Origin of the sequence: Bremerella sp. P1, from assembly GCF_028748185.1 — a bacterium.
In the GTDB taxonomy this organism is placed as follows: Bacteria; Planctomycetota; Planctomycetia; order Pirellulales; family Pirellulaceae; genus Bremerella.
Genome location: NZ_CP118164.1, coordinates 869,686 through 884,938, shown reverse-complemented (window position 1 = coordinate 884,938; position 15,253 = coordinate 869,686). Strand labels below are relative to the sequence as shown.

Here is a 15,253-nt window from a genome sequence, read left to right as displayed (position 1 = left end):
GCCATGAAAAAGACCACGCCAAGTCATTCCGTACTGATTGTCGACGACAATCCGCATTCGCGCGAAAGCCTTTGCGATGCCGTTTCGATGATTGGTTATCAAACGGCAAGTTGTGGAAGCGGTCGTGAGGCCCTCGAACGGCTGGCCAAGCAGGCCTTCGATGTCGTTGTGACCGACCTGCAAATGCCAGGAATGGATGGCCTGCAACTGGTCCGGGAAGTTCGTGCCCAGCACGAAAAAACACAATTGGTCATGGTCACCGCCCATGGAAGCATCCATACGGCCGTGGATGCGATGCGATTTGGTGCACTCGACTACTTGGAAAAGCCAGTCCAGGTCGAAGCCCTGGAATCGGCGATCCAGCGGGCCATCGAGTCGACCAGTCGCGGCGATCGTGCGACGGCGATTCCTCCGGGTGGCGATAGTGACTCGGTCGTGATGATTGGCAATAGCCTGGCCATGCAGACCTTGCGTCAGCGGATTGCCCTGGTAGCCCCGACCGACGAGACGATCTTGATCACCGGCGAAAGTGGTACCGGAAAGGAACTGGTTGCCCGGTCGATTCACCAGGCCAGCCGTCGTAGTGCCCAGGCGATGATCAGCCTGAATTGCCCTGTCCTTTCAGCCCACCTGATGGAAAGCGAACTGTTCGGTCACGAGCGAGGTGCATTCACCAGTGCCGATCATGCCCGAATCGGACGTTTTGAGCTGGCCGACAAGGGAACCATCCTTCTTGACGAAATCACCGAGATTGATCTGCCGCTGCAGGCCAAACTGCTTCGGGTGCTGCAAGAGAAGCGATTTGAGAAAGTCGGCAGCAGTGCAACGGTCGAAGCTGACGTTCGCGTGCTGGCAACCTCCAACCGCGATCTGCTGGCTGAAGTGGCTGCCAGTCGTTTCCGTCAGGACCTTTACTATCGACTCAACGTGGTCCCGATTGAATTACCTCCGCTTCGCGATCGTACCGAAGACATTCCGATGCTGGTCGATCACTTCCTGAATGCGGCCGTGGTTCGAGTCGGTCGCGAGATGCTGACAGTTGCCGATTCGGCGATGGACCTGCTGCAAAGCCATCCTTGGCCAGGCAACGTTCGCGAACTGGAAAACATCATCACGCGAGCCGCACTGCTGACGATCGGCCACGATTTGACCCCTGAACAGATTCGACCTTGGCTGACCGAGAATAGCCAGGAGTCGATTTCGCTGCAGTCGACCGGCAACGTTTCCGTGGTGGGAATGCGGCTGGAAGATATGGAGCGGCAGCTGATCGAACAAACACTCGAACACTACGAAGGGCATCGTGAAAAGACCGCAACCGCCCTTGGGATTAGTGTGCGAACGTTAAGTAACAAGCTGCGAAGTTACGGCCTGGCCCCCCGGGCTCGTACCTTTGCCCATGTTTAAGGACTTGGTGCTGGATGTGCTATCGGCAAAACATTCCGGAAACGGATCGGCAAGAATTGCCGGTTGCAGATACGGAAAAGTGGGTCCGAAAGTGGATTGCCGCAAGATTTGCCGAAGCAGGCAAACTTTGCGGGCATGCTAGAAGTGATCGACGCCAGCAGGCTTAGATCGGCACACCCTTTGCAATATATCAGGCGACAAGCGTAAGGAAGCCAATCATGGAAAACTCGATCTTCAATGCGAACACCGTTCCTGTTCTCGAACAGGTCGTTAACTTCGCGCAGAAGCGACACTCCATTTTGGCGACCAACATCGCCAACCAGCGTGTGCCTGGTTACAAAGGCCGCGACCTGAACGTCGATCGCTTTCACGAAGTACTTTCCGAGGCGATCGAACGAAAGAATAACCCGAACGAACCAATCTCGCCGGGGCTCGTCCACACCCAGGACGGCGACCCGATGCGAGAAGTAAAAGACTCGCTCAACGGCATCTTGTTTCACGACGAGAGTAACCTCGACATCGAAAAGCAAGTCGCCGAACTGTCCAAAAACCAGACGATGCACAACACGGCCTTGGCGATCATGGAAAGCCAGTTTCGTTTGTTGGGCGTCGCCATTAGCGAACGCGTTTAACCCCCCAACGGATTTAACTTAGTCAGGAAAGGATGTCCTCATGATTTCCGCTTTGGATATCAGCACCAGTGGGCTCATCGCACAACGCGAACGCCTGACCACGATTTCGCAGAATATTGCGAATATGTCGTCGCTACGTGACGCCAACGGCCGCCTCGGTCCTTACCGGGCCAAGCACGTCATCCTGGAAACCGACCACGAATTGGCAACCACCAGCGGTGCCGCTGGGGTGAAAGTTGCCGAGGTTCGTGAAGATGCGGTCGAACCGAAGCGGCGATGGCAACCGGACCACCCCCTAGCCATCAAGGATGGCAAGTGGAAAGGGTATGTCGAGTATCCCAACGTCGACATGACCGAACAGTTTGTCGATGCCTTGGAGGCAAGCCGAGCCTACGAATCCAACGTGGGTGTGATTGAAATGACCAAGAACATGACGAGCCAAACGCTCCGTATTTTGGCGTAATTGATGGAACTTCCCCCCGATGGCATCCATTAACGCAATTCAACAGCAGCTGAACATTCCTCAGACCCCCAATCCCTTGCCTGGCAAGCCGGAGAATGGGCCTGAGTCGTTCGGGAAATTCCTTCTCGAAGGAATTCAAGAAGTAAACCAGATGCAACAGGACGCCGACCGAGCGGTCGAGTCGCTGTTCACCGGCGGCGATGTTAACCCGGCCGAGGTGTTAACCGCTGTTCAGAAAGCCGACATGTCCTTCAAAATGATGCTGCAGGTTCGCAACAAGATGATGCAAGCCTACGCCGAAGTGAAAGACATTCGCGTTTAAGAGAGATAACGTAACGGCCGAAGGATTCGGCGGTTGCCAGGTAAAACTAATCCACTCGATTCCGCAGCTTGAAGGGTCCAAGGATGGACTTTTTGAACAAAGCGTTTGAACAAGTCAAAGACCTGTTTGTCTCGATGACACCCGGTTCCCGGATCATCGCAGGCCTATTGGTCATTGCCATTGTTACTAGTGTCGCTTTTCTGTTTCAAAGCAACATGTTCCAAAAGGACGTCCCGATTCTGTCGGGCGCTCCGATTGCTCCGGCCGATCAAAAGGCCATTCTCGCCGCGTTTGCTTCCGAAGCACTCGACGACTATGAGGTCGTCGGTAGCCAGATATACGTGCCGCGTAGCCGCCGCGTCGACTACATCGCCGCACTGGTCAAAAACAACGCGATTCCGCCAGACTTCCACGACAGCATGGTCGGCGCTGTCGAACAAGCAAGTCCATTTGAATCGGAAGCCCACCGCGCTGACCGGCAGAAGGTTGCTCGCGAGAAGGAGATGGCTTTGGTGCTGCGCAACATGCGTGGTATCGAGTACGCGTCGGTCCAGTACGACATCGAAGACAAGGGTGGATTTCCTCGTAAGAAGGTATACACGGCTTCGGTGGTTGTGCGTCCGAGTGGCTCGGAAGAGATCGATGCCAAGACCGTCAAAAGCGTTCAAAACTACATCGCTCACTCGATTGCAGGCCTCGATGCTGAACATGTTTCCGTGACCGACTTGAACACGCGGAAAACCTTTAGCGGGCTGGACAATGACTTGGCTTCGGTCAATGACGACCCTTACGCAGCACGCAAGAAATGGTTCGAGGACCACTGGACCGAAACGATCGACAACGCCCTGCGATTCATCAGCGGCAACAACGTGACGGTCAATGTCGAACTTGATCCAGAGATGAACCGCATCGAAAAGGGAATTAAGTACGATCCACGACCGACCCCGTTGGCTTCGATGGCAGAGAAATCATCCGAGATACGCCGGACGCCAACCAATTCGGGTCGGCCAGGTTTGGAGCGCCAAGGACCGAATCAGCCCACCTCAGTCAGCTCGAATCCGATGCGCGAAGAGACCTCGGAATCGAATCGAGAAGAAACGCTTGCCGTCACCAACCAGGACTACACCCAGAAACAGTTGGCATCGCTCACGCCGAAGCGAGTCACCGTTTCGGTCAGCATTCCTAGTCAGTACTACGTCGATGTCTGGAACTCGCGTAACCCTACGCCTGTCGGTCAGCAGCCGAAGACTCCAGATCCGGGCGAACTGAAGAAGATCGAAGACGAGACCAAAAAAACGGTGGAAACCACCGTGGTGACGTTGCTGCCAGAGCAAGCCAAGGGGGACGATCCTTATCCCCAGGTATATGTCTGGACGGCTCCTCAACTTCCCGAAACACCAACGCCTGAGCCTGCGGTGGCTGATACAGCCATGGCTTGGTTGGCAACCAATTGGCAAACCATGGCGACGATTGGATTCGCCGTTGTCGGACTATTCATGCTTCGTGGCATGCTGAAAAGCGGTGCCGGTGCATCCGATCAAAACGAATCCTTCAAGCTGGAAGACCCAGCGGCGACTCAAGCCAAGGAAGAAAAAAAGGAAGAGCTGCCCGAGGGATCGATGCAAGGGCTGCTGAAGAAACGCTTTGCCCAAGGTAGCGGTCCTAACTTGAAAAACGAATTGGCCGACATGGTTCGTGAAGACCCTGATACGGCTTTGGGAATTCTGCAAACCTGGATCGGAAGTCCCAACTAAGTGCCCCTAAAGGTTGTTGCACTTTTTAGAGAAACATCATGAGCACGTCCCCTGAAACAATTCGCAAAGCCGCCATCGTCATCGCCAGCTTAGATGAGGCCTCGGCCGATAAGCTTCTCGAGAGCATGCCGGAAGAGGTCGCCTCTCAGATTCGCTGGATGTCGATCGAGTTGGAAAATGTATCGGATGAAGAACGACAGACCGTTCTCGATGAATTCCTGCGTAACTCAGGTCGACAACTGCCTGCTGAAGATCCCGGCGTCGAGATGGAGTTCACTTACCAAGAACCGGAAGGTGTCCCCGCGGTAGAGTCGTCGGCGTCCACGCCTCCGCCGTTTGCCTTTTTGAATGATGCCCCCAGCGAGATGCTGGCGCCATTCTTCGAGCAAGAGCACCCGCAGGTCACCGCTGTAGTAATGAGCTATCTCCAGCCAGAACGGGCGTCGGAGATCTTGCGGCAACTACCTGCTCGCCTGCAAGCAGACGTCGTGCATCGCATCACGCAGTTGGACGAGCCTTCGCAAGAGATCGTGGCCGAGATTGAATCGCGAATCAAACAGATCGTTTCGCGTCAGGTGTTGGCATTCGAGCGTCGCCGTATGGGAATGGCCGCTGCTCAGGCAATCCTCAATGCTTCGTCCGGCGATCAAGCCGAACAACTTCTGGCCGAATTACGCAGTCGTGGTTCGCAGCTTCCAGGTGAATTGGAATCGCTCAAGGGTGCCGAAATCGAACGTTCGATCATCAAAATGCCCATGCCTCAACCGGCGGCCGTTTCGCTGCCACCTGTTCCGGCCAAGCCTGAACCGAAAGTGGAACCAAAGGTCGAAGCGGTTGTAGAAGCTCCCCGACCGGCACCCAAGAAGGAAGCCGTTCCGCGAGAACTACCACAACCCAAGTTCCCGTTTGAACGCTTTGCCGTGCTGGACGATACGTCACTGGCCAAGGTCTTGCATCAAGCGGGCCCTAAGGTCGTGCTGTTGGCTTTGTGCGGTGCTTCGCCGGCGGTGATGAAGCGGATCTCTCGTGGTCTCGGGGCAGGGGACGTGAAGCTACTGGAACGAAAGATTCGTGAAATGCAGCCGGTCTTGCTGGCCGATATCGACCACGCGAAACGGCAAATGTGCCTGGCAGCGGATGCGTTGCTTGTGGCTTCCCAGGCTCCGACAACGAGCCGACTTCAGGCAGCCGCATAAGGAGAACGCAGCATGGCCGTCATCAAATCCGGAAAACTTGAGCACGAAGCCCACACGCTGTCGACCGTCGCTTTTAATTTGAACGACGTATCCGACAAGGCGCAAAGCGACTTAAACAATGTGAAGCTCAAGGCCGCCGACATCATCAAGCAGGCCCAAGAGCAAGCCAAGCAGATACGTGCCAAGGCCGAAGCCGAAGGGCGTCAAGCCGCCGAACAAAGAGCCCGCCAGTCGCTTAAGGCCGAAGTCGATCAGCATGCCGCGACGCTGCTGCCGGCACTGCGAACCTTAGTACAAGACCTGACGACCGAGCGGCAAAACTGGCTCAATCAGTGGGAAAAGATCGGCCTTCAGGTCGCCGTCGCGATCGCGGAAAAGGTTGTCCGTCGCGAGCTAGCCAGTGATCCTCAGATCTCGGCCTCGCTCGTCCGCGAATCGTTGCAACTGGCGTCAGGATGTGGCGAGATTCACATTCGACTCAATCCTCAAGACTTAAGCAGCATGCAAAGTGGCGAAGCGATGCTGTGCGACGAGTTGAAGAAGCTTGCCTCGACGCAGATCATTGCCGACCCTGCCATCAGTCGCGGCGGCTGCATTGTGGAAACCCCATTTGGGGCAATCGACAATCGCATCGAAACGCAGCTGTCACGGATTGCTGACGAGTTGGGAGGTGCCACATGATTGCTGCTCTCAAGAGTCGACTCAATCAGGTCATGCCGACGGCGGTTACCGGAAGTGTCGTTGAAACCTTCGGAACCACCACCGCCGTTGCCGGGTTCCCGGTGCCAATTGGTGCGGTCGTGGAAGTCGAACGGCAAGTCGGGCCGCCGATCCCTGCGGAAGTCATTGGCTTCAAGGGCGAGCAAACGCTCATCTATCCACTGACTGGCGTACAAGGAATTCGGCGCGGGAACCGCGTTCGCCTGACTCATTCGTTCCGTACGGTGGGTGTTGGAGAACAACTCCTTGGCCGGGTGCTGGACGCTCATGGAAACTGCGTCGATGACCTGCCTGCAGCGATTCCTACGGATCGAGTTCGTTTAGACCAAGATCCCCCCAACGCGATCAACCGACCACGAATCGACCAAACGATCTCGACCGGTGTTCGAGCCATCGACGGCATGTTGACCTGCGGGCTGGGCCAACGCGTGGGGATCTTCGCCGGCAGTGGTGTCGGCAAGAGTGTCACCCTGGGGATGATGGCCCGCTACACGTCGGCCGATGTGAATGTGATTGCGTTGATCGGCGAACGAGGCCGTGAAGTGAACGACTTCATCGAACGCGACCTCGGGCCAGAGGGGATGGCACGGAGCGTTGTGGTCGTGGCGACAAGCGATCAGCCAGCCATTCAGCGGATGCAAGCGGCAATGGCCGCGACCAGCATTGCCGAATCGTTTCGTGCAAGTGGCAAGAACGTGCTCTTCCTGATGGATAGCGTGACGCGTTTCGCCATGGCACAGCGTGAGATCGGCCTGGCCGCCGGCGAGCCTCCCACGACCAAAGGATATCCACCGTCCATGTTCGCGATGCTGCCTCGCCTGGTGGAGCGAACCGGACGCACACAGCAAGGAAGTATCACGGCGTTCTACACCGTGTTGGTCGAAGGGGATGACACGAATGAACCGGTGGCTGACACGGTGCGTGGTTTACTCGACGGGCACATTGTGCTGTCGCGAAAGCTCGCCAGCAAAGGTCACTACCCAGCGATCGACATTATGCAAAGCATCAGTCGTTTGATGAACGACCTCGTGAGCGAGGAAGTTCGTGCCGGGGCGATCGTGATTCGCGACCTGATGGCAACCTATGCCGAGAACGAAGACCTGATCAACATTGGAGCGTATCGCCAAGGTTCCAATCCGCGAATCGATATGGCCATTCGCTTGAAGGACGAGATTGATCGATTCCTTCGTCAGCGTGTTGATGAACAGGCAAGCGTTGAGTCTGCCCAAGAGCAGTTGATGGCCCTGGTTCGTAAGTGCAGTATCGCCCAACCTAACCTTCAGGCCGCCGGTGGCCCGAAAATCGCCGCCCGGTAACTAGGAAATAGATCGTCATGTCCAAGTTCCGCTTCCGACTCGAGACCTACCTGCGGCTAAAAATCGCTGCACGGGATGAGCGTCGCGCGGAACTTGCCGAAGTGCTGCGAGCTGAAGAGCAGCTCAAGGAACACCAGGCGGGGATCGAAAATGACATTGAAGACCAACACGCCTACATTCGTGGTCTGACCCAAGCCGGGACCCTGAATGTCGACTTGATCACCGCTTCGCAGCGTGAGGTGGTGTTTTTGAAGGCGTTACACGTCGAGAAGCAGCAGTTGATGCTCAAGCTTCAACCGCACATCCAGCAGCGACGCCAGGCATTGATCGATGCGGACCATGAAGTGCGAACGCTGGAGAAGCTCAAAGAACAAAAGCACGAGCAGCACCTACAGTTGGAAGCTGCGACGGAAGCGAAACAAATAGACGAGATCGCCCTGAGCGGTTTCATGCGTAAAGGAGTATAGCCGTGGCTTTGGTACGAATGGCGGGAGCGTTTTTCGCCTACCTGTGTGTGGCAACTGTGTTGGCGCAGGTGATCTGTGTCGCCGTGTTTGCCAACTCAGGGACATTCTCCAAAGACCGCTTTTACTCGTTGATGGCCATTGTGTATGGGATCGATGAGGATGCCATCCGAGAAGAAGTTCAGAACAAGGATGAGCCTGCGGAAGACAATGAAGAGCCCGATATGCAGCAGATCATTGACGAAAGAGCCCAGCGTCACTTGGCGCTCGACTTTCGCTTGCAGGCCTTGGATACCGGGATTGAAAACCTCCGCAATATGCAATCGCGGCTGATGGAAGAACGTCGTCGTTACGACCAACTGAAGCAGGGATTCGATCAGCGTTTGAAGGCACTCGAAGACGGTGTATTGGACGAGGCGATTGTCGAAGTGCAACGGACCTTGGAGGCATTGGAGCCGCGGCAAGCCAAAGAGCAAATCTTGATGATGCTGCAGCGCGATGACGAAGCCATGATCGACGTGGTGAAGATCATCAAGGCGATGTCCACGGATAAACGTAAAAAGATTATGGGCGAGTTTCGCTCGGAAGAAGAGCAGGAAAAGCTTGCCGACATATTGGACGAGATTCGACGTGGTGTGCCAGATACGGAGATTCTGGGGGATGCCCGGGATCAACTTCAACAGTTCGCGCCGCCGTCCAACTAACGAGGGAAATCATGGAACCGTCATCATCAAACTCGGTGAATCCGACGCCCGGCTGGTCCGGTGGGACGCGGAACAATTCCGCGCCTGCTGCGGATCCGATGGCGTTTTTCGACTTGATCATGAAGTCTTCCCAGGCCATGGCATCTAAGGGCTCGAAGCCATTCGATCCAGTCGTGTCGACGGGGACCACGGCCGTAGCAAACGATCCGTACACGGCACCCACCGACGATCCCAACCTGCACGACGGTTACGATGATTCGTCCGCTTCGTACACCAGCGAAGCGCCCACAAGAGAAACGTCGAACGTTGATCCGCCTGCCGATTCACCGACAGACCAAGACGATACGGCCGCCGTGGTTGACTTCTCCGAGCAGCCATCCGCACGTGAAGAGGAATCGGGTGAACCCAATCAGGCGGCCCTGGAAACCGCTGCCGCGGCGACTCAGCAAGAGCAACTGTTAAGTGCTCCCGATACCTTAGCTGACACAGAGCAGGCCGAAGCTGAAGAGCAAGCTCCCGACGAGGTAATTCGCTCATCTGGTGAGAAGAAGGAAGCACCGCTTCCCGGCGAAGTGGATACCGACCAACCGCTTGATACGACAAAGGCATCCGAAGAACCCTCCAATGAGCAGCACGATTCGGCCGCCGAGACAACCATCCAGTCGGTCCGACGGAAATCGAAAGAGTCGGACGAGCAGACCTTTGCTGCCGCAGAAGAAGTCGCTGTCGAAGGCGTCGATACGAACCCAGGCGAAGAGACCAGCGAAGTTCATTCCCACGACAAAGGAAAGCTGAAGCTGGAATCGGTCGAGCAAGTCGCCGATGAAACGTCCGAAACCACGGTCGATTTAGAAACGGAAGACCAAGCGGGAGACCGTTCTTTCGATCGAAAACCAAAGAACACATCGTCGCAGCGAGCGGAGAATAATAAAGCCAAGTCTGTCGACATTGTGGAACCAACCCAGACTACGGCGCCTGATACATCGACGGTCGCTGCCGTGGCCAAAGCCAGCGAAGCACTAGCGGCGGCTGCATCCGGCAGTGCGGTACCGGCATCATCCTCCGCGGGCAGTAGTGCTTCTAATAACACCACCGGCGTGAACAACCTGGCCTCGCTCTTGCAGCGTGGATTTCAGCGGGGAACACTTCAGAAGTCTGAGGGAAGTCAGGCGCCCAAACTCGATCCCAAGCAGCAGATTCGCTTGATCAATCGAGTTGCCAGGGCCGTCGAAACGACGCCGCCAGGGCAGTCGATCAAGATTCGCTTGAACCCTTCCGAGCTCGGTCAATTGAAGGTCGAGATCAAGATCGAAAACGGCAATATGACCGCCAAGATCGAAGCCGAGAATGCTGCGACGCGGCAGGTCCTGTTAGAAAACCTTCCGCAACTGCGAGAGCGGTTGGCGGAATCGAATATCAACGTTCAACAGTTTGAGGTCGAACTGATGGGGCAGCAAACGCCTCAAGATGGTTCGGCATCGACTTTTGCTGATCAATCCGAAGGTCAAAGTGGTTCGCAAACTTCAAGCCGCCAAGGCGTCGAGAGTAGTAGCGAGGAAGAGTCTCCTTCGGGGCCACGCGAGACCGTCAACAAGGATGCCGAACGCGATAGTCGCAACTTGAATGTGACCATTTAAAAGTACGCGTAAGACAGACTTGAGTAACAACAAAATAAATTAACCGCAGTTCACTTTCCTGTGAGCGAATCATGTCAAGAATCGATTCTAGTTCGTCGACCAATAGTTCCAGTTCTACCACCAAGCAGCCTACGGACTTGCGTGAGTTGAACATGGATCACTTTCTGCAATTGATGATCACCGAATTGCAGAATCAGGATCCACTCGATCCGATGGAAAACTCGGAGATGCTGCAACAGATCAGTCAGATTCGCGAGATCGGAGCGACCGATCAACTCCGCGAGTCGCTCGAATCGATGCAGCAGAGTCAAGGCATCTCGACCGCGAGTGGCTTGATCGGGAAGCAAGTCCAGGCACTGACCGACGACGGGTACGTTCTGTTTGGCGTGGTACAGAGCGTCCAGTTGGCTCCCAACGACGATGGGACCCGCGAGATGACGTTGAAGGTCAATACCGGCGATCAGACGGTCGACGTGAACATGGATGACATCTTCACGATTCTGCCAGCAAATACTCAGACTCCTCCAACCGGCGGAACCGACGGCACGGGAGGAACTGGCTCTGGGGATGACTCAGGAGACAGTACCGACGGCGGTGATGATTCCGGTGACGAAACAGAAGAAACGACTACCTAAAACAACCACGCTCTCCATGGACTTGGAGACGTTTCCTAAATTGCAAGGAGCATAATCATGGGTCTAGCATCTGCATTATCGACCGCTCTGACCGGGATGACGGCGGCCGAAACACAAATCGACGTCACCGGTAATAACCTGGCGAACTCGCAGACGGTCGGTTTCAAGGCATCGCAGGCAACGTTTGCGACCCAGTTTCTGCAGACACAAAGTCTCGGTTCTAAGCCGACGTCTTCCAATGGTGGTACCAACCCACGTCAAACGGGTCTGGGTACGAAGGTCGCGGAGATCACGCCCAACTTCACTCAGGGTACGATTGAAGTCAGTAACAGCCCTTCCGACCTGGCTATCCAGGGGGACGGGTTCTTTATCGTGGAAGGGGGCAACGGCGAAACGTTGTATACCCGTAACGGTATCTTCAAGACGAATTCGCAAAACGAACTTGTCACGATTACCGGCCAGCGCGTCCTTGGTTTTGGTATCGACGAAAACTTCCAGATTCAACGAACGCAATTAGTACCGCTCACGATTCCGCTTGGTGCCAAGAGTGTCGCCAAAGCGACTGAAAACGTTTACCTCGAAGGTACGCTGACCGCGACCGGTGACCTGGCAACGCAAGGTCAGGTGATCGAGAGTGCGATCCTGGGTAACTCCAATGTGCCTCGTCCCGATACTTCGGCTACCAACGTGGGTGTTACGACGCAGCCAAACATTACCTCTACGACGACCGCTTCAGCGATCACTCCAGGGGTAACGACCACAACCGATTCACAGGCTGAAGGTGCTGGTGGTTCGGTGCCTGATGGTACGTTCAACTATCGCTTTACGTTCTCGAATGCTGGCCTTTCGGGCGAAACGCTTGCTTCGGCTGACTACGCCGTGACCCTGGCCGATGGTAATGCTTCGGCGAACGACAACACGGTTACCTTCACCAATCCGCCGCAGTCGAGTTCGTTCTCGCAGGTCAATATGTACCGCAGTAACGACGGCGGTGCGACCTACTTCCTGGTCAATTCGACCGCGATGGGTTCTCCGGTGACCGATACTGCCGCAGCACCAACTGCCACTCAGCTAGGGGCAGCGATGATCGGCGGTACGGGCGTCGACGGCACGCTCAATGGTGGTGACGTCTATCAATACCGCTACACGTTCATCGATGGTTCGGGCAACGAAACGGCTCCTTCCAATGCCCACACCGTTACGGTTTCCGGTAGCCCGGCCGATGGCAATGGCTACTCGGTGGTTCTGGACAGTCTTCCTACCAGCCCGGACTACGATTCGGTGCGAATCTACCGAACGGCCGCTGGTGGTAGTGATTTCTACGAGTTGGATACTTTGACGATGGCCGCCGCCGCGACGCCGTATGTCGACGATGGCAGCACGCCGCTGACAACTAATCAGCTCGATGCCCAGACGATCAACGGTAACTATACCTATCTGGTCACCTATGCTCGTGCGGGTGAAGAAGAATCGCGTCCGTCGTTGGCCATCGGTCCTCAGAACGTGGTGAATGGTCGTATCGAACTTTCCAACTTGCCACTTCCACCGACTCCACCGCCGGAAGGTGGTTTCCCGGCGTACGACAAAGTCCGTATCTATCGAAACCTTTCGACTGACTCGTCGAGCTTCTTCCTGGTGGAAGAGCTTGATCCAGGCGAAGACTTCATTGATATGACACCGGACTCCGAGATCTCTGACTTGTCCATTCCTGGCAACAAGACGATTGACTTGGACGGTCCCAAGATCGACTCGAATACGCTGCTGGTCGACGTGGTGAAGCGTGACGGGCTGAACTTCGAGAATGTCTTTGAAGTCGGCGAACTCAGCTTTACCGGCTACAAGGGCGAACGCAAACTCGACGAGAAGACCTTCACGATTACTGATACGACCATCGTGCAGGAACTGCTAGAGTTTATTCAGTCCTCGACCGGTATTCAGCCGTCGGTGAACGGTAATGCGAACCCGATTCCTGGTTCGACCAATTCGATTCCTGGCGAATCGGGAACATTGTCGCAAGGGATCTCGATCGACGATGGTCGCATCCGCATCGTCTCGAACAACGGTACCGACAATGCGGTCGACATTAAGCTGTCGTCGTTCACACTGGACGACAACAGCGGTGTGCTCCAGAACCCCAACCTTAACTTCGGTACGGTTCAGGAAGCGGTGGGACAAAGTGCCGTATCTGACTTCGTGGTCTACGATACGCTGGGTATTCCTGTGAATGTCCGCGTGACCGCCACCCTGGAAAGCCGAGATGGAACGAACACGGTTTACCGCTGGTATGCCGACTCGCCGGACAACGATGCGGCTATGGACACTGGCGATATCGGCGAAGCCGAAATTGCTGTAGGTACCGGGCTCATCTACTTCGATGGTGACGGTAACTTTGTCGGTACCGACAACAACACCGTCACGATCCAGCGTCGTGACATTCCATCGCAGTCGCCACTGGAATTCGACCTCGACTTCACTCAGCTGTCAGGTCTGGCCGCCGACGAGCCTACGCTCAATGCCTCGCGGCAGGACGGTTCCGGTACTGGTACGCTCAATAGCTTCATCATTGGTGAAGATGGTGTGATTCGTGGTGTGTTCTCCAACGGTGTCGACCGTGACCTGGGCATGCTTCAGTTGGCACGCTTCGGTAACCCGACTGGTTTGGAACAGCGTGGTGAAAACCTGTACGCCACCGGCGTGAACTCCGGTCTGCCGGTTACCGGCGATCCGGGCGCAGACGGCCTGGGCGACGTCATCGCTGGTGCCGTGGAATTGAGTAATACCGATATCGGTGGCAACCTGATCGACCTGATTCTGGCTTCGACGCAGTATCGAGGTAGTTCCCGGGTGATCACGACTGCCCAGCAGCTGTTTGACGAACTTTTGAACCTGCGGCGATAAAACGCTAGCACGTCCTAAATAGTGACCTACGGTTGAAAGCCTAGTGCGCTAATCAAGCGCACTAGGCATTCCGTGCTTCGAATAGGAGCGGCCTGGATGATCAAGTTGACCCGACTCGGTGGCGAGCCGTTCGTCTTAAATGCCGAGTTGATTCGGTACGTAGAAGCCAATCCCGACACGTTTATTACCCTCACCAATGGGGATCGGATTGTCGTTCAAGAGGGAACTGACGTTGTCGTAGATCGCGTAATCGAGTACCACCAACGCAAAAATTTGTTACCCCCAGGATTTGCCCGGCCAGACGCCGGGGAAAAATAGAATAAAACGCCATGGATATCGCATCCGTCGTCGGACTTTTGGCTGCGATGGGACTGATTCTCGTAGCCATTTTGATCGCGCCAGGTTCATCCCTGATGGCGTTCGTCGACGTACCGTCGTTACTGGTGGTTTGCGGCGGGGCGTTGGCCGCGTGCATGATCGCATTTCCGCTGAAATCGATGCTCGGGATGCCCATGTCGCTCAAAGTTGTCTTTCTAAACAAGGCAACCGACTACGGTGCACTGATCAAGCAAATCGTCAGCCTGGCTGAAACGGCTCGTCGCGATGGCCTTCTCGCTTTAGAGAACCGGGTGAGCGAAATCGATAACCCGTTCATCATCACAGGTATTCAAATGGCCGTGGACGGCACTCGTCCGGATGCCATCGAAGATATCATGCGAACCGAAATGGATGCCGTGGCGACGCGGCACCGGGATGCCAAGGCCGTTTCTGACCAGATGGGGCGATTCGCTCCGGCTTACGGAATGATCGGAACGCTGCTCGGGCTGATCATCATGCTCGGCAATATGAGCGATCCCAGCTCGATTGGTTCTGGTATGGCTGTCGCGTTGTTAACGACGCTTTACGGTGCCATTGTCTCGAATGTCTTTTTTCTGCCGTTTTCCGAGAAGTTAGGCTTCCTGAACAAGCAGGAACTGCTCGGGATGGAAATTGTCATTCGCGGCATCATGGCGATTCAATCCGGCGAGAATCCACGAGTCATCGAACAAAAGCTACGCACGTTTCTGCCGCCGTCGGTTCGCGCTAAGCTCGACGCCGAGAAATAAGG

The 15,253-nt window shown here is 55.5% G+C and carries 15 protein-coding genes; all 15 read left to right on the top strand.

The genetic code is table 11. The features are described from left to right. Window positions 1–3: 3 nt before the first annotated feature. The 15 genes from PSR63_RS03705 (at window position 4) to PSR63_RS03635 (ending at window position 15,251) form a co-directional block, all read left to right on the top strand. Window positions 4–1,404: a sigma-54-dependent transcriptional regulator gene (locus tag PSR63_RS03705; RefSeq protein WP_274330860.1), complete on the top strand. Its 1,401-nt coding sequence runs from the start codon at window positions 4–6 to the stop codon at window positions 1,402–1,404. A 218-nt stretch (window positions 1,405–1,622) separates the two neighbouring features. Beyond that, window positions 1,623–2,036, top strand: coding sequence for a flagellar basal body rod protein FlgB (locus tag PSR63_RS03700; protein ID WP_274330858.1), 414 nt, complete (start codon window positions 1,623–1,625; stop codon window positions 2,034–2,036). A gap of 40 nt (window positions 2,037–2,076) precedes the next feature. Beyond that, on the top strand, window positions 2,077–2,499 hold the full coding sequence (flgC, locus tag PSR63_RS03695; protein ID WP_274330856.1) for a flagellar basal body rod protein FlgC: 423 nt from the start codon (window positions 2,077–2,079) through the stop codon (window positions 2,497–2,499). A 19-nt stretch (window positions 2,500–2,518) separates the two neighbouring features. Continuing rightward, window positions 2,519–2,821, top strand: a complete 303-nt coding sequence (fliE, locus tag PSR63_RS03690) for a flagellar hook-basal body complex protein FliE (RefSeq protein ID WP_144971380.1) — start codon at window positions 2,519–2,521, stop codon at window positions 2,819–2,821. Between the two features lie 83 nt (window positions 2,822–2,904). Next, window positions 2,905–4,575, top strand: coding sequence for a hypothetical protein (locus PSR63_RS03685; protein ID WP_274330853.1), 1,671 nt, complete (start codon window positions 2,905–2,907; stop codon window positions 4,573–4,575). A 38-nt stretch (window positions 4,576–4,613) separates the two neighbouring features. Beyond that, window positions 4,614–5,771, top strand: a complete 1,158-nt coding sequence (locus PSR63_RS03680) for a FliG C-terminal domain-containing protein (RefSeq protein WP_274330851.1) — start codon at window positions 4,614–4,616, stop codon at window positions 5,769–5,771. Between the two features lie 12 nt (window positions 5,772–5,783). Continuing rightward, window positions 5,784–6,452: a FliH/SctL family protein gene (locus PSR63_RS03675; protein WP_274330849.1), complete on the top strand. Its 669-nt coding sequence runs from the start codon at window positions 5,784–5,786 to the stop codon at window positions 6,450–6,452. Then, a complete protein-coding gene (locus PSR63_RS03670) occupies window positions 6,449–7,807 on the top strand; it encodes a FliI/YscN family ATPase (RefSeq protein WP_274330847.1) in 1,359 nt (452 codons plus the stop codon). The genes PSR63_RS03675 and PSR63_RS03670 overlap by 4 nt, the downstream gene beginning before the upstream one ends. A gap of 17 nt (window positions 7,808–7,824) precedes the next feature. After that, window positions 7,825–8,274, top strand: a complete 450-nt coding sequence (locus PSR63_RS03665) for a flagellar export protein FliJ (protein WP_274330846.1) — start codon at window positions 7,825–7,827, stop codon at window positions 8,272–8,274. Window positions 8,275–8,276: 2 nt separating this feature from the next. Next, on the top strand, window positions 8,277–8,975 hold the full coding sequence (locus tag PSR63_RS03660) for a hypothetical protein (RefSeq protein ID WP_274330845.1): 699 nt from the start codon (window positions 8,277–8,279) through the stop codon (window positions 8,973–8,975). A gap of 11 nt (window positions 8,976–8,986) precedes the next feature. Further along, the gene (locus PSR63_RS03655; RefSeq protein ID WP_274330843.1) at window positions 8,987–10,612 is read left to right on the top strand and encodes a flagellar hook-length control protein FliK; all 1,626 of its coding nucleotides are present in this window, start codon (window positions 8,987–8,989) and stop codon (window positions 10,610–10,612) included. A 71-nt stretch (window positions 10,613–10,683) separates the two neighbouring features. Next, a complete protein-coding gene (locus PSR63_RS03650; protein WP_274330842.1) occupies window positions 10,684–11,247 on the top strand; it encodes a flagellar hook assembly protein FlgD in 564 nt (187 codons plus the stop codon). Window positions 11,248–11,304: 57 nt separating this feature from the next. Then, window positions 11,305–14,145, top strand: coding sequence for a flagellar hook-basal body complex protein (locus PSR63_RS03645; RefSeq protein ID WP_274330841.1), 2,841 nt, complete (start codon window positions 11,305–11,307; stop codon window positions 14,143–14,145). A 96-nt stretch (window positions 14,146–14,241) separates the two neighbouring features. Next, window positions 14,242–14,463 (top strand): flagellar FlbD family protein, encoded by a 222-nt coding sequence (locus PSR63_RS03640; protein WP_274330839.1) that lies wholly within the window; start codon window positions 14,242–14,244, stop codon window positions 14,461–14,463. Between the two features lie 11 nt (window positions 14,464–14,474). Then, window positions 14,475–15,251, top strand: a complete 777-nt coding sequence (locus PSR63_RS03635) for a motility protein A (protein ID WP_274330837.1) — start codon at window positions 14,475–14,477, stop codon at window positions 15,249–15,251. Window positions 15,252–15,253: the final 2 nt, after the last annotated feature.